This window comes from Mycobacterium sp. IS-1496 (assembly GCF_001499995.1).
Taxonomy (GTDB): Bacteria; Actinomycetota; Actinomycetes; order Mycobacteriales; family Mycobacteriaceae; genus Mycobacterium.
Genome location: NZ_LQIU01000045.1, coordinates 65,255 through 88,253, shown reverse-complemented (window position 1 = coordinate 88,253; position 22,999 = coordinate 65,255). Strand labels below are relative to the sequence as shown.

The following is a 22,999-nucleotide window of genomic DNA, read 5'->3' as shown; positions in this document are numbered from 1 at the left end:
GTGCCTTTCCTGGCGGGATCCGGCCTTGCACACGTCGTCATTGACGGCCGCAACGGCCTCCCTGCGCTCAAGGGGCGATGTTATCGGATGGATTACCACCAGCCCAATTACGAAATATTTGTCCCTGGTCAGGGCCGCTCAGCGAAGGTGGTCTTGAGTTCGCCGACGATGTCGTCCCACAGCGGCTCCGGCAACTCGTGGCCCATCCCGTCGAACAACACCAGCCGCGCGTTCGGAATCGCCTTCGCGATCGCCTTCCCGCCCGACGGCCGCATCAGCTTGTCGGCTTTGCCATGGATGACGACGGTCGGCGCGGTGGTCTGCTTGTTGTACTTGCGCAGGCTGCCGCTGCCGGTGATCGCGTTGAACTGCCGGGCCACGCCCACCGGGTTGAACGCCCGGTCGTAGAACGCCATCGCGTCGGCGCGCAGCGCGTCCTCCGACCGCGGATAACCCGGGCTGCCGATGATCCGGCTGACCTTCACCGAGTTGTCGATGATGACCTCGCGCGGCGAGCTCGGCGACGGCCCGGTGATGACGGCCAGCAGGTGTCGCGGCCCGGGCGGCGGCAGGAACGCCTGGTTGTTCGACGAGAAGATCACCCCGAGCGTCTTCGTGCGCGCGGCGTGCCGCGCCGCGACGATCTGCGCGATCATCCCGCCCATCGAGCCGCCGACGACGTGCGCGCGGTCGATGCCCAGATGGTCGAGCAGCGCCGCGGCGTCGTCGGCCATGTCCTCGAGCGTGTACAGCGCGGGGCTGGGCCGGCCGAGGACCGACCGGACCATGTTTCCGACCTGCGACCCCTTGGTGCGCTGACCGTCGAAGTAGGTCGACAGCCCGACGTCGCGGTTGTCGTAGCGGATCACCCGCAGCCCCTGGTCGACGAGCTTGCGGCAGAAGTCCTCACGCCAGAACGTCAGCTGCGCGCCGAGGCCCATGATGAGTAGGACGGCCGGATCGCCGATATTGCCCATGTCCTCGTAGTGGATCTGCACCTCGCCCGACGGCGCCTTGCCCTCCCGGACCTCCACGCTCAGACCTCCACGTCTTCTTCGTGTTCTTTGTGCTCACGGCTGATGTCGACCATGAAGTTGGCGAAGTACCCGGTCAGCTGCGGATCGCTCATCATCTGCCACTTCGGCGCCAACAACTTCATGTAACGCTCGACGTAGAGGAATTGCTTTCCGATGAGCACCAGCTCGCGGGGCAGCTTCACGTCGTAGGCGTCGGCCAGCGTCGAGAGTTGCCTGCCGATCTCGGCGTAGCTCATATCGCCCAGCGTCGACATGGTCAGCGGTGTCGCGAACTTCTCCAGGTCCTTGGCGGCCTGGGCCTCCGGTTTGACGGTCCCGACCGCGCCCATCATCACGACGATCTTGCCCGCCGCGGCGTGGTCCTTCTTCACCAACAGCGCGTAGACCAATTCGCGCAGCAGCCACCGGGTGCGCGGGTCGATGCGGCCCATGATGCCGAAGTCGAAGAAGACGATCTTGCCGTCGTCGTCGATGTAGAGGTTGCCCGCGTGCAGATCGCCGTGGAACAGCCCGTGCCGCAGCCCGCCCTCGAACAGGCTGAACAGCAGCGCCTTGACCAGTTCGGTGCCGTCGAAGCCGGCCTTGCGGATGGCGGCGGCGTCGTCGATGCGGATACCCGACACCCGCTCCATGGTCAGCACCCGCTCACTGGTCAGATCCCAGTACACCTGCGGCACGCGGATGTTCTTGCCCAGCGGGCTGGCGTGCATGTGCGCCACCCACGCGTCCATCGACTGCGCCTCGAGCCGGAAGTCGAGTTCCTCGGCGAGGTTGTCGGCGAAGTCGGCGACGACGTCCTGGGCGGACAGGCGCTGGCCGAGCTTGGCGAACTCGACGATGCGGGCGCCGCGCTTGAGGATCTGCAGATCGGCGGCGACACGTCGGCGGATGCCGGGCCGCTGGATCTTGACGACGACCTCTTCGCCGGTGTGCAGCGTCGCGTAGTGCACCTGCGCGATGGACGCCGAGGCGAACGGTTTGTCGTCGAAGCTCTTGTAGAGGTTCTTCGGGTCGTCGCCGAGTTCCTCGCGCAGCAGCTTGGCCACCTGCTCGGGGTTGGCCGGCGGCACCCGGTCGAGCAGGCTGCGGAACTCCTTGGACAGTCCCTCGCCGAACGCGCCCGGGCTGGACGCGATGATCTGCCCGAACTTGACGTAGGTGGGTCCGAGATCGGCGAAGGTCTGCGGGACCTGTTTGATGATCTTCTGCGAGAGGTTGCCGCGTCCGCGGATGTTCGTGACGACACGGGCGCCGGTGCGGGTGATCTGCCACCCGGTCGCGCCGAAGCGCGCGGCCTCGACCGGCAGCGGCACCCGGTCCAGGCTGGCCACCTCTCGGTGCTGGGTCTTTCGCGTGGCACTCATGGGTTCCAGTGTTGCAAAATGCGCGGTGACGGGAAAAAACGTGTGCCCCGGGTCACAGTCCGTCGGTGACGACGGTTGCGGGCTCAGGCGAAGCTGTGCTCGATCTCGTCCCGGCTGAGCTCCGGATCTGAGCCCAGGACGTACGTCGGCACGGTGTGCGGGACCGTGGTGCCGCCCTTGACCCGCGCCCGTGCCTGTTGGAACTCCCGCGCCGGGCCCGCCGCGGCGTGCAGGCCGTTGATGACGGCCCAGACCGCGGTGCGCCGGGCCGTGCGTTCGACGATGTTCGGGTCGCTGTGCTGGATCAACTGCTTGGCCCACTTCGGCATGGTGTCGCGGATCGCCCAGTCGACGACGCTCTGCGGGATCGCGACGTTCGGGCCGGTGGCCATGGCCGTGCCGTGGGTGACCGCGAGCCTCGGCAGGTAGGACTTGAGGCATTCGGCGGTGTCGGCCTTGGTGGCGGGCAGGTCGGTGCCGCCCAGTGCGTGGCCGACGCGGACGAACTCACCGTAATAGCGGTCGATCTCCTCGCCGCGCAACGGATTCGGGTGGTAGAGCTCATGCGCGGTGGCGATGCCCCAGACGACGGTGGCGTAGTTCCAGCGCAACCAGTCCGGATCGTCGGCGTCGTAGCGCAGCCCGTCGGGACGCACGCCCTTGATGGTGTGGTGCATGGACCTGACCGTGGTCGCTAGCTTCTCAGCCGTGTCCGTCGACCCGTAGGCCGTGCCGATGAAGAACGCCACCGAATGCCCGAGTCGCGCCATCGCCCCCGCGGGGTCGAGGCGGCCGGTGGCGGTGCCGGTCTCGTCGCGTTCGACCAGGCGCGAGTGGTGCATGCCCATCCAGAAGATGCTCGGGTCGAGGCGCTCCATGTAGGCCGCGCACTGCAGACCGAAGATCAACGCCTCCATATGCGAATGCACATGCCAGACCGCGCTTCTCGGGCCGAACCAGCCCGGGTCGCCGACCGGGGTCGCGAACTCCATCCCGCGGAAGTAGTTGCGCCGCATGCCGCCGTAGTCGATGCGGCCGCGCAACCACTGGGTGAGGATCTCGTGCGGCATGTCCACGGTGGACCTCCAGATGCGGTGTGGCGACGGGTGTGCCCACCCTACCGCTTTGGCTACAACTGTGACCAGATCGCGCGTCGACACGTACGCTGAACGGATGCCGACACCCACCCGCTGGGCCGGCGTGCCGTTGACCGACCGGCGCGCCGAACGCCGCGCGCTGCTGATCGGCGCGGCGCTGCGGTTGTTCGGCGAGGGCGGGGAGAGCGCGCTCGCGGTGCGCTCGGTGTGCCGCGAATGCGGGCTCAACACCCGCTATTTCTACGAGAGCTTCGCCGACACCGACGACCTGCTCGGCGCGCTGTACGACGAGGTGAGCGCCCAGTTGGCCGCCGACGTCGACGCCGCCATGGCCGCGGCGGGGGAGACCCTGCGGGCCCGCACCCGCGCCGGGGTGGCCGCCGTGCTGGGGTTCAGTTCGGCCGATCCCCGGCGCGGGCGGGTGCTGTTCACCGACGCGCGGGCCAACCCGGTGCTGGCCGCCCGCCGCGCCGCCACCCAGGACCTGCTGCGCGAGGCGGTGCTGGTCGAGGGGTGGCGGCTGCACCCTGGCTCGGATCCGGTCGCCGCGCAGGTGGGCGCCGCGATGTACACCGGCGCGATGGCCGAACTGGCCCAGCAGTGGCTGGCCGGCACGTTGGGCGACGACCTCGACGCCGTGGTCGACTACGCGCTGCGGTTGGTGCTCGACCGCTGACTTTTCGCGCCGAGATCGGTCCGAGCGCACGGTTGTTGTACGCATCGGCCGAGTGGGGCCGTCAACAACCGTGCGCTCGGGGGACCTACGCCGGCTGCGTCGGCCGCCAGCGCCGAATGAAGTCCGTCTCCGGCCACTCCTCGTTGGCGGCCATCAACTCGTACATTGTCGCCCGGTCGATCGACTCGCGGATGATGTCGGCGTGCCCGGCGTGGCGCGTCAGTTCCTCGATGAGATGCATCGCCACCCAGCGCACCGACCAATGGTCGATGTCGTGAGGGAACCACGGCACGTCGTGGGGCACCGGAACCGGGGTGGTGAGGTCGGCCTCGCGGAAGGCCTTCAGCGTCTCGGCGTTCTGCGCGCGCAGGGTGGCCACGATGTCGTCGAGCGTCTCGTCCTCGCGCATCACGTGCTCGTCCTGATGCTCGCGCATCTGCTCCTCGAACGGCCGCGGGTCCGGCGGCGGGAACTCCGGTGCGCACACCACCCGCTGCGTCCACGCCCGCTGCACCCCGGCCGCGTGTTTGATCAGTCCACCGACCGACAGCGCGCTCACCGACGGCGTCGAGCGGGCCTGCTCATCGGTCAATCCGTAGGCGACCGAGAAGAACGCGTTCTGGTTGAACGCCAGGAACTCGATGAGGGTCTGCCGTTCGTCGGCGGCGGGCGGGGGCATGCCGGGCATCAGTGGTTCTCCTTTGTGGTGTGGACGTACAGGTCTCGGATACAAGCGATTTCGGCGCCGTGGTGGATCACTTCCCGGTTGATGTGCAACACCAGCGCGAGCATCGGATAGTCGGCGAACGGGCCCTCGGCCGGTCCGCACGGACGCGCCAGCGCGTCGGCGTCGAGAGTGCGCACCCCGGTGATCCAGCGCTGGTACTCCTCGTCGAGTTGGCGCAGGGCCGTCGCCGCGTCGGTGGCGTAGGGCCAGGATCCGTAGTCGGCGGGCGGGCCGCCGAAATGTGAATGGCTGCGCATCGCGAAGACGCCGATGATCACGTGCGCCATCCGCCACGCGATCGTGGTGAACGGCGCCGGTTGCGGAGGCGGATCACTGAAGTCGACGCCCCCGTCGCGGTGCACGGTCCAGCAGTTCGGCACCGGCTGCCAGAAGTACTCGTCGTCGGACAGGCCCTCCAGGCGAGGCCGCAGCGCATGCGTCCAGTGGAAGTCCACCTGGTCGACCAGTTGCTCGGTGAGATCCATGCGTACAGCGTCGCACCTCTTTAGGACAATTTCTGTCCTATGACTCTGGCAGGCTGGCCGTGTGTCCGAAACGACCAGCCGGGTGCTGCAGCTGCTGGGGCTGCTGCAGTCGCGACGGGTGTGGAGCGGTGAGGAGCTCGCCGAACGCCTCGGCGTGACCACCCGCAGCGTGCGCCGCGACATCGACCGCCTGCGCGAGCTCGGCTACCCCGTGGCCGCCAGCAAGGGCCACGGCGGCGGCTACCAACTGGGCGCAGGCGCCGCCCTGCCGCCGCTGCTGCTCGACCCCGACGAGGCCGTCGCGATGGCCGTCTGCCTGCGGCTGGCCGCGGGCGGTTCGGTCGCCGGGGTGGGGGAGTCCGCGCTGCGCGCGCTGAGCAAGCTCGACCAGGTCATGCCCGCCCGACTGCGCTCACAGGTCTCCGCCGTGCACGACGCGACCGTCACGATCACGTCGAACACCTCCGAGGTCGTCGCCCCCGACGTGCTGATGACCCTGGCCCGGGCCTGCCGCGACCACGAACACGTCACCGCCGACTACGTCGATCGCGGCGGCAACGCCACCCGACGCCGCCTCGAGCCCTACCAACTGGTGACCACCGGACGGCGCTGGTACCTGCTCGGCTACGACCGCGACCGACAGGACTGGCGCAGCCTGCGGCTCGACCGGATGGCCGACGTCACCGCCGCGGGCACCACGTTCGCCCCGCGCGAGGCGCCCGACGCCGCCGACTACGTGCGGCGCTCCATCAGCACCTCGCCCTACCGCTACGTCGCCCGCGTGCGCTACCAGGCGCCCGTCGATGTCATCGCCGCGCACTTCCCACCCGCCTCGGCGCAGATCGAGCCCGACGGGCCCGATGTGTGCATCGTCACCGTGGGCGCCGACGACCCCGAACGCATGGCGCTCTATTTCGCCGTCGCCGGCGCCGAGTTCGAGGTGCTCGAACCACCCGAGGTGATCGCCGCCGTCGGCACCATCGCCGACCGGTTGCGCCGCGCCGTCAGGTCAGCTACATGACACGCCCACCATGCGGCATCCGGGACCGTATCGACTGCACGAGATCAATGCGAACCTCTGCGCACTTGCGCTGTCGCGACCCACGCCCGGCGCCCACGACGCGTCGGGCGCCTGGGCGACAGCGCCGCAGCCTTTCGTGAAGTTCACGACCGGCCGGCAGTCGCGGGCTCTGCAGAGGCCGACCGCCGCGCGCTCGGCCTCGACGGCCGAGTTGAAACCCTGCGTATAACCCACCCTGCCGGTATCGGGCGACACCGCGATCGCGCCCCAACCCAGAGCTCCGGCGGTCGGGGCCGTCAACGCCGCACCTCCGCCGAGGCACCCGGCCACCAGCGCGATCGCAAGCACACGCCGGAGGGCCACCATGGAGCGGATCGTATTCGGAGCGTGCCGACGCGAACGGTCGTGACACCGAAGCGGTACCTTCTCGAGACTGAGGCGAGATCGCTCGATGTGACGCGCACACCGCGCAGCGATGTCAGGCCGTGATGCCGAGCCGGTCGGTGAGCACCAAAAACGTACTGGCGAAAGGGTTTTCGGCGGTATCGGCGCGCACCATGTCCCAGTCCACGTTTTCCCGCACGGCCCGCACCGCAGGCAGCAGCGCCGAGAAGTCGCAGTTGTGCTCGTTGAGCGAGTTGAGCTTCTCGGTGACGACATGCGTGGGCGGCAGCACCCGCATCCGGATCGCCAGCACGTCGAGTTCTTCGGCGGCGGCCACATCCTGCGCCGTCACCGGTGTGCCGTTGAGCGCGTGCAGCACGTCGATGACGAAGTCGTCGCCCACACACGCCTTGAACAACCAGTCCTCCGGGGTCCGCTCGATGCGGAACCCGGCCTTCTCCAACGTCAGCGCCGCCGACTCGGCGTCCTCCTCGGCGACGACGAAGTCCACGTCGTGCACCGGTTCCGGACCGCCGTACGCCCACAGCGCGTAGCTGCCCGCCAGCGCGAAGTCGGGGCCGTGCGCACGCAACGCAGAGGCCGAGCGGCGCAGCGCGTCACGCAGCGCGTCGTTACGGGCGGACATCGGCCTACTTTCACACGTGTCGGTGAGTCGTCGGGGCGGGTACCTAGTACCCCATGCGGGTGGCGACATTCAACATTCTGCACGGGCGCAGCGTGCACGACGGCGACGTCAACCTCGACCGGTTGGCGGAAGCCATCGGCGAACTCGACGCGGACATCGTCGCGCTGCAGGAGGTCGACCTCGACCAGCCGCGCTCCGGCAAGGCCGACCTGACCGCCGTCGCGGCCGAGGCCATGCGCGCGGTCAGCCACCGCTTCGTCGCCGCGATCGCCGGCACCCCCGGGGCGACGTGGATGGCGGCGACGGGCCGCGAACAACCGGGGACCGCCGCCTACGGCATCGCTCTGCTGTCACGCTTCCCGGCCGAGACCTGGCAGGTGGTGCGGCTGCCGCGGATCCCGGTGCGCTTCCCGATGTACCTGCCCGGGCCGAACCGCGTGCAGGTCGTCAACGAGGAACCCCGCGCCGCGATGGTCGGGACCTTCGACACCCCGCTCGGACCGCTGACCGTCGCCAACACCCACCTGTCGTTCGTGCCCGGCTGGAACCGCGTGCAGATGCGTCACCTCGTGCGGGACCTGCGCGGGTTCAAGGGGCCGCGGATGCTCGTCGGTGACCTGAACATGACCCCGCCGACACCGGCCCGCTGGGCGCGGATGCGCCAGCTCGGTGAGGCGCTGACCTTCCCCGCCCACGCCCCCGACCGTCAACTCGACCACGTCCTGACCGACGATCCGAGGCTGCGGGTCGAACACTGTGCGGCGGTGAGTCTGCCGATCTCCGACCACCGCGCGCTCGTGGTCGACGTCACCCGCGATTGATGACCGACCTGACCCTCGCGCTCGACATCGGGGGCACGAAGATCGCCGCCGGGCTGGTCGACGCCGACGGGACGATCGTGCACCGCGCCCAGTCGCCCACCCCGCGCGCCGGCGCCGACGCGGTGTGGGCGGTTACCTCGGGGCTCATCGGTGAGGCGATGTCGTCGGGCGGTGGCGCCGTGCGGCGGGTGGGTATCGCCTCGGCCGGGCCCATCGACCTGCCGTCGGGCACCGTGAGCCCCATCAATCTGACTGCCTGGCAACGGTTTCCGATCGTCTCGCGGGTCTCGGCGGTGACCGGTCTGCCGGTGCGGCTCGGCGGCGACGGGCTGTGCATGGCGATGGGGGAGCGGTGGCGCGGCGCCGGTCGCGACGCGCGGTTCCTGCTCGGGATCGTGGTGTCGACGGGGGTCGGCGGCGGGTTGGTGCTCGACGGCGCGCCCTATGACGGGCGCACCGGCAACGCGGGCCACGTCGGCCACGTCGTCGTCGATCCCGCGGGGTCGTCGTGCACGTGCGGCGGGCGTGGCTGCGTGGAGACCGTCGCGGCCGGACCGCGGATGGCGCAGTGGGCGCGCACGCAGGGATGGGAGGCCCCGCCCGACGCCGACGCCAGGGAACTGGCCGACGCCGCGGTCGCCGGCTCCGACGTCGCTTCGCGGGCGTATGCGCGCGGCGCCCGGGCGGTCGCGGCGATGATCGCCTCGGTCGCCGCGGTGTGCGACCTGGATCTGGTGGTGATCGGCGGGGGCGTGGCCCGCGCCGGCGCGCGGCTGTTCGACCCGCTGCGGGCGGCGCTTGCCGACCACGCGGGGCTGTCCTTCCTGCGTGACCTGCGCGTCGTCCCCGCCACACTCGGCGGCGACGCCGGCCTGGTCGGCGCCGCGGCGCTCGCGGTTGCCGGATAGGCCGATCGGGTACGCCACCGGCATGACCGCTCCGTCCGAACCCCAGCCCGACCAGACACCCAACCCCGGCACGCCGAGCGAGACCCCCGAACGCCTCGTCCCCGCGGAGACGCCCGAGCGGCTCACGCCCGCGGAGGCCCCGGAGCGCCTGTCCCCCGAGTAGGGCGTTTTGGCTGATCGTCGTTTTGGCTGACCACGCCCCGTCCGCTATCCTTCTCTCGTTCCACCGAAGACCGTCGGTCACCGAGCAATCGGTTGAAGGTCCCGGATCATCCCGGGCGGCCCACGCAGGAGGACGAGGTAGTACTGAGTATTCAGCTGCGCCCCGACCTGTCTGCGTCGGGGCGTTCGTCGTTCTCCGGCCTTCCTTCGCTTTGGTGGCGCATCCGATACCCACCACAAGGAGGCATGCATGGCCAAGGCTGACAAGGCCACGGCGGTTGCCGACATCGCCGAGCAGTTCAAGGAGGCGACGGCCACCGTCGTCACCGAGTACCGCGGGCTGACGGTGGCCAACCTCGCGCAGCTGCGTCGCTCGCTCGGGGACTCCGCCACCTACACCGTCGCAAAGAACACGCTGGTCAAGCGCGCCGCTGCCGAAGCAGGCATCGAAGGCCTCGACGAGCTGTTCACCGGCCCGACCGCCATCGCGTTCGTCAAGGGCGAGCCGGTCGACGCCGCCAAGGCGATCAAGACGTTCGCCAAGGATCACAAGGCGCTCATCGTCAAGGGCGGCTACATGGAGGGCCGCGCGCTCTCCATCGACGAGGTCAACCGGATCGCCGACCTCGAGACCCGCGAGGTGCTGCTGGCCAAGCTGGCCGGCGCGATGAAGGGCAACCTGGCCAAGGCCGCCGGGCTGTTCAACGCTCCCGCTTCTCAGGTCGCCCGCCTCGCCGCGGCGCTGCAGGAGAAGAAGTCCGCCGAAGAAGCTGCATAGCAGCTCACTCAAACCCCACAAGACCGAAGAAACTAGGAAGGACCAATCATGGCCAAGCTGTCCACTGATGAGCTGCTCGACGCGTTCAAGGAAATGACGCTGCTGGAGCTCTCGGAGTTCGTCAAGCAGTTCGAGGAGACCTTCGAGGTCACCGCCGCCGCTCCGGTCGCGGTCGCCGCTGCCGGCCCCGCCGGTGGCGCGCCCGCCGAGGCTGCCGAAGAGCAGTCGGAGTTCGACGTCATCCTCGAGAGCGCCGGTGAGAAGAAGATCGGCGTCATCAAGGTCGTCCGCGAGATCGTCTCGGGCCTGGGCCTCAAGGAGGCCAAGGACCTGGTCGACAGCGCTCCGAAGCCGATCCTGGAGAAGGCCGCCAAGGAGGCTGCCGACGACGCCAAGGCCAAGCTCGAGGCCGCAGGCGCGACGGTCACCGTCAAGTAGTTCGACCACACGCAAACCGCCCGGGATCCACGGATCCCGGGCGGTTTCGTCGTATCAGCGTGCGTGTGCCTGGGACGCGAAGATGTTGAGCCCGAGCACCCGGGACAGATAGGCCGTCGCCCGCTGGCCCCGGACGCTGTTGCCCGCCGGATCCAGCGGTGGTGAGAACGTGCCGATGCCGCCCTTCCCCGGCGCGATGGTGACGATGCCGCCGCCCACCCCCGACTTACCGGGCAGGCCGATCTCGAAGAGCCACTCCCCGGAGCGCTCGTACGCGCCGTTGGCCGCCAGGATCGCCAGCGTGTCCCGGCAGACGTCCGCCGACACCACCCGGCGGCCCGTCACCGGGTTCACCCCGCCGTCGGCGAGCGTGGCGCCCATGACGGCGAGATCTGCCGCCGTCACCCGCACCGAGCACTGCCTGGTGTAGACGTCGACGACGGCCAGCGGGTCGAGGTCGATCCGTCCGTAGCTCTCCAGCAGCCGCGCGATCGCGCGGTTGCGCTGATTGGTGCGCGACGCCGACTCGTAGACGACCTGGTCGACCTGCAACGGGCGGCCGGCGAACTCCGAGAGACCGGCGTGGATGGTCTGCCACTTCTCCTCGAAGGTGGCCCCGCGCACCAGTGCGGTCGTGGCGATCGCCCCCGCGTTCACCATCGGGTTCATCGGATGGCCGTGGTTGAGTTCGATCGCGATGATGGAGTTGAACGGCAGGCCGGTGTTGTTCACGCCGATCCGGTCGCGCACCACGTCGTGGCCGAACTCGTCGCAGACGAGCGCATAGACGAAGGCCTTCGAGATGGACTGGATGGAGAACTCGACGTCGACGTCGCCCGACGAATGGACACCACCGTCCACGTCGGCCGCGGATACCGCGAACCAGTCTGGGTCGGCGTCGGCGAGAGCCGGGATGTAGTCGGCCACCACACCGCCGGATTCCGCCTTGCAGCGGTGGTAGGCGGCTTCGACCAGTGACTCGACCTCGGAGAATTCGGGCAGCCCGCCGGTGGACACCAGTTGGGCGACGCCGTCGACACCGACCTCCATCCGGGTCCCCCTCCCGCAGGCCCGTTCCGCGATTCGGCCCGTGAGCTCCATTGAAGCCGACCGCGGCGGAACCGGTCGCCCGATCCGCGTCAATGGGTCTGGGGTTCGGCACACACGCCGTGGGCCATAGCCGTGTGCGCTACAGTGATTCAAGCCACAAGCCTGGTAGACGTGGCAAAAGGGACTCTTGGGAAGGATCGCGCGTGGGCATCGGTATTCAGGTTGAGGGACTGACGAAGTCCTTCGGGTCGGCGCGAATCTGGGAAGACGTCACCATGGAGATCCCGGCCGGTGAGGTGAGCGTGCTGCTCGGCCCGTCCGGTACCGGTAAGTCGGTGTTCCTGAAGTCGCTGATCGGTCTGCTGCGCCCGGAGCGCGGCAAGATCATCGTCGACGGCACCAACATCATCGAGTGCTCGGCCAAAGAGCTCTACGAGATCCGCACCCTGTTCGGCGTCATGTTCCAGGACGGTGCGCTGTTCGGCTCGATGAGCCTCTACGACAACACCGCTTTCCCGCTTCGTGAGCACACGAAGAAGAAGGAGAGCGAGATCCGCAAGATCGTCATGGAGAAGCTGGAGCTCGTCGGCCTCGGCGGCGACGAGTCCAAGTTCCCCGGCGAGATCTCCGGCGGTATGCGCAAGCGCGCCGGCCTGGCCCGGTCTCTGGTGCTCGACCCGCAGATCATCCTCTGCGACGAGCCCGACTCCGGTCTGGACCCGGTCCGTACCGCGTACCTGTCGCAGCTGCTGATCGACATCAACGCGCAGATCGACTGCACGATCCTGATCGTGACGCACAACATCAACATCGCCCGCACGGTGCCCGACAACATGGGCATGCTGTTCCGCAAGCACCTGGTCATGTTCGGGCCGCGCGAGGTGCTGCTGACCTCCGACGAGCCGGTGGTGCGCCAGTTCCTCAACGGTCGTCGTCTCGGGCCGATCGGTATGTCGGAGGAGAAGGACGAGTCGACGATGGCCGAAGAGCAGGCCATGGTCGACGCCGGTCATCACGACGGTGGCGTCGAGGAGATCGAGGGTGTGCCGCCGCAGATCCAGGCGACCCCCGGTATGCCGGAGCGTCGTGCGGTCGGGCGCAGGCAGGCCCGCGTGCGCGAGATCCTGCACACCCTGCCCCCGAAGGCCCAGCAGGCGATCCGCGAGGACCTGGACCACACCGGCGGCGGGGATTCGCAGGTGCGTGACTATCCGGAGGACGGGTCGACGACGCGTCATCGCCATCACGAGGACGACGCCCCGACCGCGTCGATCCCCGTCTCGCGCGAGGGCTGAGTCCCGAACGTTGCATCAGCCCCGGCAGTTTCTGCCGGGGCTGATGCGTTTGTGCGGGGCTTTCCGTCGAGTGTGCGCCCAGTGCGAAGTTCCGCCCGATTCTTCGCAGTGTGCGCACGTTCGGCGCCGGGGTGCTGGGTGTGCGCAGGATTCCCACGCGGCGCGGGAGAATTCCACAGCCAAGATCACGTTATCTCTTGACGGACACCGTTTGACGCGCCAATCTGTTGGGCAGCATGTATGCACGGATTGAGGACGCCAGCCAGCGCCTGACCGGTCGTGTCATGCGGCCGCTGTATGGCAGTTGAGGAATGCGCCGTCCTGCGCTATTGTTGGACGTTGCGCTGGCTGCATCCTGCCCACCTCACCTGCACCCGACACGCTAGTCCCAGCCTGAGCCCTAAAAACTCAGCGATCTAGACGCGTGCCGTGTTTCGGAGAGTCCGGACGGGCTGTCATGCCAGCCGAACCGACGCAGATACGCGGCGCAAGGTCCGGTTCCCCGGCCCCCACAGTCGCTTGAGGTGCTGGAAGGATGCATCTTGGCAGTCTCTAGCCAGAGCAAGTCAGCAAAAGCTATCACCAATAACTCCGTTCCCGGAGCACCAAATCGCATTTCCTTCGCCAAGCTCCGTGAGCCTCTCGAGGTTCCGGGGCTTCTCGACGTGCAGACGGAGTCCTTCGACTGGCTGATCGGCGCCGATGCCTGGCGCGAGCGGGCCGTCGCACGCGGTGACGTGAACCCGACCGGTGGCCTCGAAGAGGTGCTGACCGAGCTCTCGCCCATCGAGGACTTCTCGGGCTCGATGTCGCTGTCCTTCTCCGATCCGCGCTTCGACGAGGTCAAGGCACCCGTCGACGAGTGCAAAGACAAGGACATGACGTACGCGGCCCCGCTGTTCGTCACGGCCGAGTTCATCAACAACAACACCGGTGAGATCAAGAGCCAGACGGTCTTCATGGGTGACTTCCCGATGATGACCGAGAAGGGCACCTTCATCATCAACGGCACCGAGCGTGTCGTGGTGAGCCAGCTGGTCCGCTCGCCGGGTGTGTACTTCGACGAGTCGATCGACAAGTCCACCGAGAAGACGCTGCACAGCGTCAAGGTGATCCCCGGCCGCGGTGCATGGCTGGAGTTCGACGTCGACAAGCGCGACACCGTCGGCGTCCGCATCGACCGCAAGCGCCGCCAGCCCGTCACCGTGCTGCTCAAGGCCCTCGGCTGGACCAACGAGCAGATCACCGAGCGGTTCGGCTTCAGCGAGATCATGATGAGCACGCTGGAGAAGGACAACACCGCAGGCACCGACGAGGCGCTGCTCGACATCTACCGGAAGCTGCGTCCGGGCGAGCCGCCGACCAAGGAGTCCGCGCAGACCCTGCTGGAGAACCTGTTCTTCAAGGAGAAGCGCTACGACCTGGCCCGCGTCGGCCGCTACAAGGTCAACAAGAAGCTGGGCCTCAACACCGGCCAGCCGATCACCAGCTCGACGCTGACCGAAGAGGACGTCGTCGCCACCATCGAGTACCTGGTGCGCCTGCACCAGGGCGACACGGTGATGACGGTGCCCGGCGGCACCGAGGTGCCCGTCGAGGTCGACGACATCGACCACTTCGGCAACCGTCGTCTGCGCACCGTGGGCGAGCTGATCCAGAATCAGATCCGCGTCGGCCTCTCACGTATGGAACGTGTCGTGCGCGAGCGCATGACCACCCAGGACGTCGAGGCGATCACGCCGCAGACCCTGATCAACATCCGTCCCGTCGTGGCGGCGATCAAGGAGTTCTTCGGCACCAGCCAGCTGTCGCAGTTCATGGACCAGAACAACCCGCTGTCGGGTCTGACCCACAAGCGCCGCCTGTCGGCGTTGGGCCCCGGCGGCCTGTCCCGTGAGCGCGCCGGCCTCGAGGTCCGCGACGTGCACTCCAGCCACTACGGCCGCATGTGCCCGATCGAGACCCCTGAGGGCCCGAACATCGGCCTGATCGGTTCGCTGTCGGTGTACGCGCGGGTCAACCCGTTCGGCTTCATCGAGACGCCGTACCGCAAGGTGGAAAACGGTGTGGTCACCGACCAGATCGACTACCTCACCGCCGACGAGGAGGACCGCCACGTCGTGGCGCAGGCCAACTCGCCGCTCGACGACGAGGGCCACTTCACCGAGGACCGCGTCCTTGTCCGCCGTAAGGGCGGCGAGGTCGAGTTCGTCTCGGCGACCGAGGTGGACTACATGGACGTCTCGCCCCGCCAGATGGTGTCGGTCGCGACGGCGATGATCCCGTTCCTCGAGCACGACGACGCCAACCGTGCCCTCATGGGTGCCAACATGCAGCGCCAGGCGGTTCCGCTGGTCCGCAGCGAGGCCCCGCTGGTCGGCACCGGTATGGAGCTGCGCGCCGCGATCGACGCCGGCGACGTCGTCGTCAGCGAGAAGGCGGGCGTGGTCGAAGAGGTCAGCGCCGACTACATCACCGTGATGGCCGACGACGGCACCCGGCACACCTACCGGATGCGCAAGTTCGCCCGCTCCAACCACGGCACCTGCGCCAACCAGCGTCCGATCGTGGATGCCGGCCAGCGTGTCGAGGCGGGGCAGGTCGTCGCCGACGGCCCCTGCACCCAGAACGGTGAAATGGCCCTGGGCAAGAACCTGCTCGTGGCGATCATGCCGTGGGAGGGCCACAACTACGAGGACGCGATCATCCTCTCCAACCGCCTGGTTGAAGAGGACGTGCTCACCTCGATCCACATCGAGGAGCACGAGATCGATGCCCGCGACACCAAGCTGGGCGCCGAGGAGATCACCCGGGACATCCCGAACGTCTCCGACGAGGTGCTCGCCGACCTCGACGAGCGCGGCATCGTCCGCATCGGCGCCGAGGTCCGCGATGGCGACATCCTGGTCGGCAAGGTCACCCCGAAGGGTGAGACCGAGCTGACCCCGGAGGAGCGGCTGCTCCGCGCGATCTTCGGTGAGAAGGCGCGCGAGGTCCGCGACACGTCGCTCAAGGTGCCGCACGGTGAGTCCGGCAAGGTCATCGGCATCCGCGTGTTCTCCCGCGAGGACGACGACGAGCTGCCCGCCGGTGTCAACGAGCTGGTCCGCGTGTACGTCGCGCAGAAGCGCAAGATCTCCGACGGCGACAAGCTGGCCGGACGCCACGGCAACAAGGGCGTCATCGGCAAGATCCTGCCCGTCGAGGACATGCCGTTCCTGCCCGACGGCACCCCGGTGGACATCATCCTGAACACCCACGGTGTGCCGCGTCGTATGAACATCGGCCAGATCCTGGAGACCCACCTCGGGTGGGTGGCCAAGGCCGGCTGGAACATCGACGTGGCCGGCGCCGAGGGCGTGCCGGACTGGGCAGAGAAGCTGCCCGAGGAGCTGTACTCGGCTCCGTCGGACAGCATCGTCGCCACCCCGGTGTTCGACGGTGCCCGCGAGAACGAGCTGTCGGGTCTGCTCGGCTCCACGCTGCCCAACCGCGACGGCGACGTCATGGTCAACTCCGACGGCAAGGCCGAGTTGTTCGACGGACGCAGTGGCGAGCCGTTCCCGTACCCGGTGACGGTCGGCTACATGTACATCCTCAAGCTGCACCACCTGGTGGACGACAAGATCCACGCCCGCTCGACCGGTCCGTACTCGATGATCACCCAGCAGCCGCTGGGCGGTAAGGCGCAGTTCGGTGGTCAGCGGTTCGGCGAGATGGAGTGCTGGGCCATGCAGGCCTACGGCGCCGCCTACACGCTGCAGGAGCTGCTGACGATCAAGTCCGACGACACCGTCGGCCGCGTCAAGGTGTACGAGGCGATCGTCAAGGGCGAGAACATCCCCGAGCCGGGCATCCCGGAGTCGTTCAAGGTGCTTCTTAAGGAGCTGCAGTCGCTGTGCCTCAACGTCGAGGTCCTGTCGTCTGACGGTGCGGCGATCGAGATGCGTGACGGTGACGACGAGGACCTGGAGCGTGCCGCTGCCAACCTCGGTATCAACCTGTCCCGCAACGAATCCGCCTCTGTCGAAGACCTGGCCTGATCGCGGCACAGCCGCGGCGCTGATATTGATTTCTAGTCCCGAAAGGGGAAAGGGAGTTACGTGCTAGACGTCAACTTCTTCGATGAACTCCGGATCGGTCTCGCGACCGCGGACGACATCCGTCAGTGGTCCTACGGTGAGGTCAAGAAGCCGGAGACCATCAACTACCGCACGCTCAAGCCCGAGAAGGACGGCCTGTTCTGCGAGAAGATCTTCGGACCGACTCGCGACTGGGAGTGCTACTGCGGTAAGTACAAGCGCGTCCGCTTCAAGGGCATCATCTGCGAGCGCTGCGGCGTCGAGGTGACCCGCGCCAAGGTGCGCCGTGAGCGGATGGGCCACATCGAGCTGGCCGCACCCGTCACGCACATCTGGTACTTCAAGGGTGTGCCGTCGCGGTTGGGCTACCTGCTCGACCTGGCCCCGAAGGATCTCGAGAAGATCATCTACTTCGCGGCCTACGTCATCACCGCCGTCAACGACGAGATGCGCCACAACGAGCTCTCGACCCTCGAGGCCGAGATGGTCGTCGAGAAGAAGGCCGTCGAGGATCAGCGCGACGCCGACCTTGAGGCCCGGGCCCAGAAGCTCGAGGCCGATCTGGCCGAGCTCGAGGCCGAAGGCGCCAAGAGCGACGTGCGCCGCAAGGTGCGCGACGGCGGCGAGCGGGAGATGCGTCAGCTCCGCGACCGGGCCCAGCGTGAGCTGGACCGGCTCGACGAGATCTGGACGACGTTCACCAAGCTGGCTCCCAAGCAGCTCATCGTCGACGAGGTGCTCTACCGCGAGCTCGTCGACCGCTACGGCGAGTACTTCACCGGCGCGATGGGCGCGGAGTCGATCAAGAAGCTCATCGAGACCTTCGACATCGACGCCGAGGCCGAGAGCCTGCGCGACACCATCAAGAACGGCAAGGGGCAGAAGAAGCTCCGTGCGCTCAAGCGGCTGAAGGTCGTCGCGGCGTTCCAGAGCAACGCCAATTCCCCGATGGGTATGGTCCTCGACGCCGTTCCGGTGATCCCGCCGGAGCTGCGCCCGATGGTTCAGCTCGACGGTGGCCGCTTCGCCACCTCCGACCTGAACGACCTGTACCGCCGCGTGATCAACCGCAACAACCGGTTGAAGCGACTGATCGACCTCGGCGCGCCCGAGATCATCGTCAACAACGAGAAGCGCATGCTCCAGGAGTCGGTGGACGCGCTGTTCGACAACGGCCGTCGCGGCCGGCCCGTCACCGGGCCCGGCAACCGTCCGCTCAAGTCGCTGTCCGATCTGCTCAAGGGCAAGCAGGGCCGGTTCCGCCAGAACCTGCTCGGTAAGCGTGTCGACTACTCGGGCCGTTCGGTCATCGTCGTCGGCCCGCAGCTCAAGCTGCACCAGTGCGGTCTGCCGAAGCTAATGGCGCTCGAGCTGTTCAAGCCGTTCGTGATGAAGCGTCTGGTCGACCTGAACCACGCGCAGAACATCAAGAGCGCCAAGCGCATGGTGGAGCGTCAGCGTCCCCAGGTGTGGGATGTCCTCGAAGAGGTCATCGCCGAGCATCCGGTGCTGCTGAACCGTGCACCCACCCTGCACCGCCTCGGTATCCAGGCCTTCGAGCCGCAGCTGGTGGAGGGCAAGGCCATCCAGCTGCACCCGCTGGTCTGTGAGGCGTTCAACGCCGACTTCGACGGCGACCAGATGGCCGTGCACCTTCCGCTGTCCGCGGAGGCGCAGGCCGAGGCCCGCATCCTGATGCTGTCCAGCAACAACATCCTGTCGCCCGCGTCGGGTAAGCCGCTGGCCATGCCGCGTCTGGACATGGTCACCGGTCTGTACTTCCTGACCACGATGATCGAGGGCGACACGGGCGAGTACCGGGCCGCCACCAAGGACGAGGCCGAACAGGGCGTGTACAGCTCGCCGGCCGAGGCCATCATGGCGATGGACCGCGGTGCGCTGTCGGTGCGCGCGAAGATCAAGGTGCGTCTGACCCAGCAGCGGCCGCCGGCCGCCCTGGAGGCCGAGCTGTTCGAGAACGGGTGGAAGCCGGGCGACGCCTGGACCGCCGAGACGACGCTCGGTCGCGTGATGTTCAACGAGCTGCTGCCGATCTCGTATCCGTTCATCAACGAGCAGATGCACAAGAAGGTCCAGGCCAGGATCATCAACGATCTGGCCGAGCGCTTCCCGATGATCGTCGTGGCGCAGACCGTGGACAAGCTCAAGGACGCCGGCTTCTACTGGGCCACCCGTTCGGGTGTCACCGTGTCGATGGCCGATGTGCTGGTGCCGCCGCAGAAGCAGGAGATCCTTGACCGGTACGAGAAGGAAGCCGACGGGATCGAGCGCAAGTACCAGCGTGGCGCCCTGAACCACAAGGAGCGCAACGACTCGCTGGTCAAGATCTGGCAGGACGCCACCGAAGAGGTCGGTAAGGCGTTGGAGGAGCACTACCCGGCGGACAACCCGATCATCACGATCGTGAAGTCGGGCGCCACGGGTAACTTCACGCAGACCAGAACGCTGGCCGGCATGAAGGGTCTGGTGACCAACCCGAAGGGTGAGTTCATCCCGCGGCCGATCAAGTCCTCCTTCCGCGAGGGCCTGACGGTGCTGGAGTACTTCATCAACACCCACGGCGCCCGTAAGGGTCTGGCGGACACCGCTCTTCGTACCGCCGACTCGGGTTACCTGACCCGTCGTCTGGTCGACGTGAGCCAGGACGTCATCGTGCGCGAGAACGACTGCGAGACCGAGCGCGGCATCAACGTCACGCTGGCCGAGCGGGCTGCCGACGGCACGCTGATCCGCGATCCGCACGTCGAGACCTCGGCGTTCGCCCGCACCCTGGCCACCGACGCGGTCGACGCCGACGGCAACGTCGTCATCGAGCGCGGTCACGACCTGGGCGACCCGGCCATCGACAAGCTGCTGGCGGCCGGTATCGACCACGTCAAGGTGCGTTCGGTGCTGACCTGTGCGTCGGCGACCGGTGTCTGCGCGAAGTGCTACGGCCGTTCGATGGCCACCGGCAAGCTCGTCGACATCGGCGAGGCCGTCGGCATCGTCGCCGCGCAGTCCATCGGTGAGCCCGGCACGCAGCTGACCATGCGCACCTTCCACCAGGGCGGTGTGGGTGAGGACATCACCGGCGGTCTACCCCGCGTGCAGGAGCTGTTCGAGGCCCGCGTGCCGCGTAACAAGGCGCCGATCGCGGACGTCTCCGGCCGTGTCCAGCTGGAGGAGGGTGAGCGCTTCTACAAGATCACCATCGTCCCGGACGACGGTGGCGAGGAAGTCGTCTACGACAAGCTCTCCAAGCGTCAGCGGCTGCGCGTGATCAAGCACGAGGACGGCTCCGAGGGTGTGCTCTCCGACGGCGATCACGTCGAGGTCGGCGACCAGCTCATGGAGGGTTCGGCCGATCCGCACGAGGTGCTGCGTGTGCAGGGTCCGCGTGAGGTGCAGATCCACCTGGTCCACGAGGTCCAGGAGGTCTACCGGGCGCAGGGCGTGTCGATCCACGACAAGCACATCGAGGTCATCGTCCGGCAGATGCTGCGTCGCGTCACGATCATCGATTCGGGTGCGACGGAGTTCCTGCCCGGCTCGCTGACCGAGCGTGCCGAGTTCGAGTCGGAGAACCGTCGCGTGGTGGCCGAGGGTGCAGAGCCCGCGGCCGGACGTCCGGTGCTGATGGGTATCACGAAGGCATCGCTGGCCACGGATTCGTGGCTGTCGGCGGCGTCGTTCCAGGAGACCACCCGCGTGCTGACCGATGCGGCGATCAACTGCCGCAGCGACAAGCTGCAGGGTCTGAAGGAGAACGTGATCATCGGCAAGCTGATCCCGGCCGGTACCGGGATCAACCGCTACCGCAACATCCAGGTGCAGCCGACCGAAGAGGCGCGGGCCGCGGCGTACACGATCCCGTCCTACGAGGATCAGTACTACAGCCCCGACTTCGGCCAGGCGACCGGCGCTGCGGTGCCGCTGGACGATTACGGATACAGCGACTACCGCTAGTCGTGTGCGAGAAAGCCCCCGGGTTCGCCCGGGGGCTTTTTCGTGCGGCGGGGGTGCTCCGAGTGTCGGTTACGTCCGGTTGACCCAGTCGTCGTAGAACGGCGGCATATCGGCCGAGGCGCGCGCGGTGAACCGCGGATCCCGCTTCTCGCGGAACGCGGCGACGCCCTCGGCCCCGTCGGCGATGCTGGTGTAGAACATCGCCAGCGAGTCGACCCGGTGGGCGTCGACCGGATGGTCGAGCGTCACGTTGCGGTAGAGCATCTGGCGCGCGAGCGCCACGGCGACCGGGGAGCGGCCTCTGGTCCACCGGTCGGCGAGAGCCTTTGCCGCGCCGAGTAGTTCGTCGCCGCTGTGCACCGAACGGACCAGGCCCGTCCGGTGGGCCGCCTCCGCATCGAGGATGTCCGCGGAGAACACGAGGTCCAGTGCCGCGTCCAGGCCGACGATCCGCGGCAGGAACCACGTCGAGGCCGCCTCGGGCGTGATCCCGAGTTTGCCGAATACGAAACCGATCCGACCGCGATCGGCGATGAGGCGGGCATCCATCGCCAGCGTCATCGTCGCGCCGATACCGACCGCGGCGCCGTTGATCGCGGCGATCACCGGTTTGCGGCAGGCGTGGATGGCCAGGGTGACCCGCCCGCCGGTGTCGCGGACCCGGCTCAGGTTCGGGTCGGACAGATCGTCCATGTCGGCGAGCGTCGGCCGTTGCGTCTCGTCGAGCCCGAACGCGTTGCCCGACGCCGCGAGATCCATGCCCGCGCAGAAGGCACGCCCGGCCCCGGTCACGATCACCGCACGGATGTCGTCGCGCTCGTTGACGTGCTGGAAGGTCCACTCCAGTTCCTCGGCCATCGCGACGGTGAACGCGTTCAGTTGGTCGGGACGGTTCAGCGTCACCACGAGCACGTTGTCGTCGACGTCGTGCTGCAGCGTGGTCAGGTCCACATCGATCTCCCATGGTCGGCCGGATGAGGGGGACGGTAGCAGCGCGCCGCGCCGACATGATCCGCGAGCGGGCCCCGCTCTTGGCCCCGCGCGGCCGCACTGACTAGGTTCTGCGGAGATGCTGACCGATGCCGCGTGGTTCCTCGCCGGGCTGACCGTGCTGGCCGTGGGCTCTGAAGTGATGGTCCGTGGCGCCACCGGGCTGGCGTCGAGGTTGGGTATCAGCCCGATCGTCATCGGCCTCACCGTGGTCTCGATCGGCACCAGCATGCCCGAACTCGCCGTCGGCGTGATCGCGGTGGGGGAGGGCAGCGGTGCGCTCGCGGTGGGCAACATCGCCGGCACCAACGTCGTCAACGTCCTGCTGATCCTGGGCCTCAGCGCGCTGCTGGTGCCGCTGGCCCTGCAGATGCGCACCATCCGCTCCGAGCTGCCGGTGATGGCCGGCGTCGCGCTGCTGTTCTGGTTGCTGGCCGCCGACGGCCATCTGTCCCGTCTCGACGGGATCATCCTGGTGGTCTGCGCGGTCGGGTACACGGTTGCGGTGGTGTGGTCGGCTCGGCGGGAGTCGCGGCAGGTCGCGCTCGAGTTCGCCGACGAGTTCGGCCCCGGCGCCGTCGGCACGGTCACGACGGGCACGCGCGGTGCGGTGATGGACGTCGTGATGACGGTCGGCGGCATCGCGCTTCTGGTGGTCGGAGCGGACTGGCTCGTCGACGGGGCCGTCGGGGTGTCCCGGCAGCTCGGGGTGTCCGATGCGCTGATCGGGCTGACGGTGGTGGCGATCGGCACGTCGGCCCCGGAGCTGATGACCACGGTGGTCTCCACGCTGCGCGGCGACCGCGACGTCGCCATCGGCAACCTGATCGGCAGCTCGGTCTACAACATCCTGCTGATCCTCGGCCTCACCTGTCTGGTGGCCGCCGACGGCATCGCACTGCCGGCGAGCCTGGTGCGCATCGACATCCCGATCATGGTCACGGTCGCGCTGGCCTGCGTGCCGATCTTCCTGTCCGGGCGCCGGGTGTCCCGCGGCGAGGGCGGCGCCATGGTCGTCGCCTATGTGGTCTATCTCGGGTTCCTGCTCAGCACGCAGACCTGACAGCCG

Annotated in this window: 20 protein-coding genes; 11 read left to right on the top strand and 9 right to left on the bottom strand. The window is 68.0% G+C overall.

All coding sequences use genetic code 11. The features are described from left to right. Nucleotides 1–128: 128 nt before the first annotated feature. From AU195_RS20165 to AU195_RS20155, 3 genes are all read right to left on the bottom strand, one after another. Nucleotides 129–1,034 carry an alpha/beta fold hydrolase gene (locus tag AU195_RS20165; protein ID WP_059160821.1) on the bottom strand — a complete coding sequence of 302 codons (906 nt, stop codon included), beginning with the start codon at nt 1,032–1,034 and terminating at the stop codon, nt 129–131. Nucleotides 1,035–1,036: 2 nt separating this feature from the next. Continuing rightward, entirely contained in the window at nt 1,037–2,401 is a 1,365-nt protein-coding gene (locus tag AU195_RS20160) for an ABC1 kinase family protein (protein WP_059160820.1), read from the bottom strand. Between the two features lie 83 nt (nt 2,402–2,484). Next, on the bottom strand, nt 2,485–3,477 hold the full coding sequence (locus AU195_RS20155) for an oxygenase MpaB family protein (protein WP_059160819.1): 993 nt from the start codon (nt 3,475–3,477) through the stop codon (nt 2,485–2,487). Nucleotides 3,478–3,574: 97 nt separating this feature from the next. Here AU195_RS20155 and AU195_RS20150 point away from each other — a divergent pair, with 97 nt between their 5' ends. Then, nucleotides 3,575–4,174: a TetR/AcrR family transcriptional regulator gene (locus AU195_RS20150; protein WP_059160818.1), complete on the top strand. Its 600-nt coding sequence runs from the start codon at nt 3,575–3,577 to the stop codon at nt 4,172–4,174. 85 nt (nt 4,175–4,259) lie between these two features. Here the strand turns inward: AU195_RS20150 and AU195_RS20145 are convergent, their stop codons facing one another. Together AU195_RS20145 and AU195_RS20140 are read right to left on the bottom strand one after the other, a co-directional pair. Next, nucleotides 4,260–4,862: a DinB family protein gene (locus AU195_RS20145; RefSeq protein ID WP_059160817.1), complete on the bottom strand. Its 603-nt coding sequence runs from the start codon at nt 4,860–4,862 to the stop codon at nt 4,260–4,262. Further along, nucleotides 4,862–5,386, bottom strand: coding sequence for a DinB family protein (locus AU195_RS20140; protein ID WP_059160816.1), 525 nt, complete (start codon nt 5,384–5,386; stop codon nt 4,862–4,864). The genes AU195_RS20145 and AU195_RS20140 overlap by 1 nt, the downstream gene beginning before the upstream one ends. Before the next feature lie 61 nt (nt 5,387–5,447). Here AU195_RS20140 and AU195_RS20135 point away from each other — a divergent pair, with 61 nt between their 5' ends. Then, nucleotides 5,448–6,407 carry a helix-turn-helix transcriptional regulator gene (locus AU195_RS20135; protein ID WP_059160815.1) on the top strand — a complete coding sequence of 320 codons (960 nt, stop codon included), beginning with the start codon at nt 5,448–5,450 and terminating at the stop codon, nt 6,405–6,407. Here the strand turns inward: AU195_RS20135 and AU195_RS25350 are convergent. Both AU195_RS25350 and AU195_RS20130 read right to left on the bottom strand, forming a co-directional pair. Next, nucleotides 6,396–6,773, bottom strand: a complete 378-nt coding sequence (locus AU195_RS25350; RefSeq protein ID WP_082703133.1) for a DUF4189 domain-containing protein — start codon at nt 6,771–6,773, stop codon at nt 6,396–6,398. The two genes, AU195_RS20135 and AU195_RS25350, sit on opposite strands and share 12 nt — an antisense overlap. Nucleotides 6,774–6,885: 112 nt before the next feature. Beyond that, complete coding sequence (locus AU195_RS20130) at nt 6,886–7,437, bottom strand: nucleotidyltransferase family protein (protein WP_059160814.1); 552 nt, start codon at nt 7,435–7,437, stop codon at nt 6,886–6,888. A gap of 53 nt (nt 7,438–7,490) precedes the next feature. Here AU195_RS20130 and AU195_RS20125 point away from each other — a divergent pair, with 53 nt between their 5' ends. The 5 genes from AU195_RS20125 (at nt 7,491) to rplL (ending at nt 10,544) form a co-directional block, all read left to right on the top strand. Beyond that, nucleotides 7,491–8,258, top strand: a complete 768-nt coding sequence (locus AU195_RS20125; protein WP_059160813.1) for an endonuclease/exonuclease/phosphatase family protein — start codon at nt 7,491–7,493, stop codon at nt 8,256–8,258. After that, a complete protein-coding gene (locus tag AU195_RS20120) occupies nt 8,258–9,166 on the top strand; it encodes an ROK family protein (protein ID WP_059160812.1) in 909 nt (302 codons plus the stop codon). Before AU195_RS20125 ends, AU195_RS20120 begins: the two co-directional genes overlap by 1 nt. Before the next feature lie 22 nt (nt 9,167–9,188). Further along, nucleotides 9,189–9,329: a hypothetical protein gene (locus AU195_RS25985; protein WP_172800645.1), complete on the top strand. Its 141-nt coding sequence runs from the start codon at nt 9,189–9,191 to the stop codon at nt 9,327–9,329. A gap of 249 nt (nt 9,330–9,578) precedes the next feature. Further along, nucleotides 9,579–10,106 (top strand): 50S ribosomal protein L10, encoded by a 528-nt coding sequence (gene rplJ / locus AU195_RS20115; RefSeq protein ID WP_059160811.1) that lies wholly within the window; start codon nt 9,579–9,581, stop codon nt 10,104–10,106. Between the two features lie 48 nt (nt 10,107–10,154). Then, complete coding sequence (rplL, locus tag AU195_RS20110) at nt 10,155–10,544, top strand: 50S ribosomal protein L7/L12 (protein WP_059096512.1); 390 nt, start codon at nt 10,155–10,157, stop codon at nt 10,542–10,544. A gap of 54 nt (nt 10,545–10,598) precedes the next feature. Here rplL and glsA read toward each other — a convergent pair whose 3' ends face one another. Beyond that, nucleotides 10,599–11,594 carry a glutaminase A gene (gene glsA, locus AU195_RS20105; RefSeq protein ID WP_059160810.1) on the bottom strand — a complete coding sequence of 332 codons (996 nt, stop codon included), beginning with the start codon at nt 11,592–11,594 and terminating at the stop codon, nt 10,599–10,601. A 203-nt stretch (nt 11,595–11,797) separates the two neighbouring features. Between glsA and AU195_RS20100 the strand changes: the two genes are divergently transcribed. The 3 genes from AU195_RS20100 to AU195_RS20090 all read left to right on the top strand — a co-directional run bounded on the left by AU195_RS20100 (nt 11,798) and on the right by AU195_RS20090 (nt 20,940). Next, nucleotides 11,798–12,889 carry an ABC transporter ATP-binding protein gene (locus AU195_RS20100; RefSeq protein ID WP_059160809.1) on the top strand — a complete coding sequence of 364 codons (1,092 nt, stop codon included), beginning with the start codon at nt 11,798–11,800 and terminating at the stop codon, nt 12,887–12,889. Between the two features lie 542 nt (nt 12,890–13,431). Then, on the top strand, nt 13,432–16,932 hold the full coding sequence (rpoB, locus tag AU195_RS20095; RefSeq protein WP_502687366.1) for a DNA-directed RNA polymerase subunit beta: 3,501 nt from the start codon (nt 13,432–13,434) through the stop codon (nt 16,930–16,932). A 60-nt stretch (nt 16,933–16,992) separates the two neighbouring features. Next, nucleotides 16,993–20,940 (top strand): DNA-directed RNA polymerase subunit beta', encoded by a 3,948-nt coding sequence (locus AU195_RS20090; RefSeq protein WP_059160807.1) that lies wholly within the window; start codon nt 16,993–16,995, stop codon nt 20,938–20,940. A 69-nt stretch (nt 20,941–21,009) separates the two neighbouring features. On the opposite strand, the gene AU195_RS20085 is transcribed toward AU195_RS20090, so the two are convergent. Further along, on the bottom strand, nt 21,010–21,891 hold the full coding sequence (locus AU195_RS20085; RefSeq protein ID WP_059160806.1) for a crotonase/enoyl-CoA hydratase family protein: 882 nt from the start codon (nt 21,889–21,891) through the stop codon (nt 21,010–21,012). A gap of 118 nt (nt 21,892–22,009) precedes the next feature. On the opposite strand from AU195_RS20085, the gene AU195_RS20080 reads away from it, so the two are divergent. Then, complete coding sequence (locus tag AU195_RS20080; protein WP_059160805.1) at nt 22,010–22,993, top strand: calcium/sodium antiporter; 984 nt, start codon at nt 22,010–22,012, stop codon at nt 22,991–22,993. Nucleotides 22,994–22,999 lie beyond the last annotated feature (6 nt).

Coding starts and splice junctions, on each gene's coding strand:
- AU195_RS20160 (WP_059160820.1), bottom strand. CDS start 2,401: ATGAGTGCCACGCGAAAGACCCAGCACCGAGAGGTGGCCAGCCTGGAC.
- AU195_RS20150 (WP_059160818.1), top strand. CDS start 3,575: ATGCCGACACCCACCCGCTGGGCCGGCGTGCCGTTGACCGACCGGCGC.
- AU195_RS20145 (WP_059160817.1), bottom strand. CDS start 4,862: ATGCCCGGCATGCCCCCGCCCGCCGCCGACGAACGGCAGACCCTCATC.
- AU195_RS20140 (WP_059160816.1), bottom strand. CDS start 5,386: ATGGATCTCACCGAGCAACTGGTCGACCAGGTGGACTTCCACTGGACG.
- AU195_RS25350 (WP_082703133.1), bottom strand. CDS start 6,773: ATGGTGGCCCTCCGGCGTGTGCTTGCGATCGCGCTGGTGGCCGGGTGC.
- AU195_RS20130 (WP_059160814.1), bottom strand. CDS start 7,437: ATGTCCGCCCGTAACGACGCGCTGCGTGACGCGCTGCGCCGCTCGGCC.
- AU195_RS20125 (WP_059160813.1), top strand. CDS start 7,491: ATGCGGGTGGCGACATTCAACATTCTGCACGGGCGCAGCGTGCACGAC.
- AU195_RS20120 (WP_059160812.1), top strand. CDS start 8,258: ATGACCGACCTGACCCTCGCGCTCGACATCGGGGGCACGAAGATCGCC.
- AU195_RS25985 (WP_172800645.1), top strand. CDS start 9,189: ATGACCGCTCCGTCCGAACCCCAGCCCGACCAGACACCCAACCCCGGC.
- rplJ (WP_059160811.1), top strand. CDS start 9,579: ATGGCCAAGGCTGACAAGGCCACGGCGGTTGCCGACATCGCCGAGCAG.
- rplL (WP_059096512.1), top strand. CDS start 10,155: ATGGCCAAGCTGTCCACTGATGAGCTGCTCGACGCGTTCAAGGAAATG.
- glsA (WP_059160810.1), bottom strand. CDS start 11,594: ATGGAGGTCGGTGTCGACGGCGTCGCCCAACTGGTGTCCACCGGCGGG.
- AU195_RS20080 (WP_059160805.1), top strand. CDS start 22,010: ATGCTGACCGATGCCGCGTGGTTCCTCGCCGGGCTGACCGTGCTGGCC.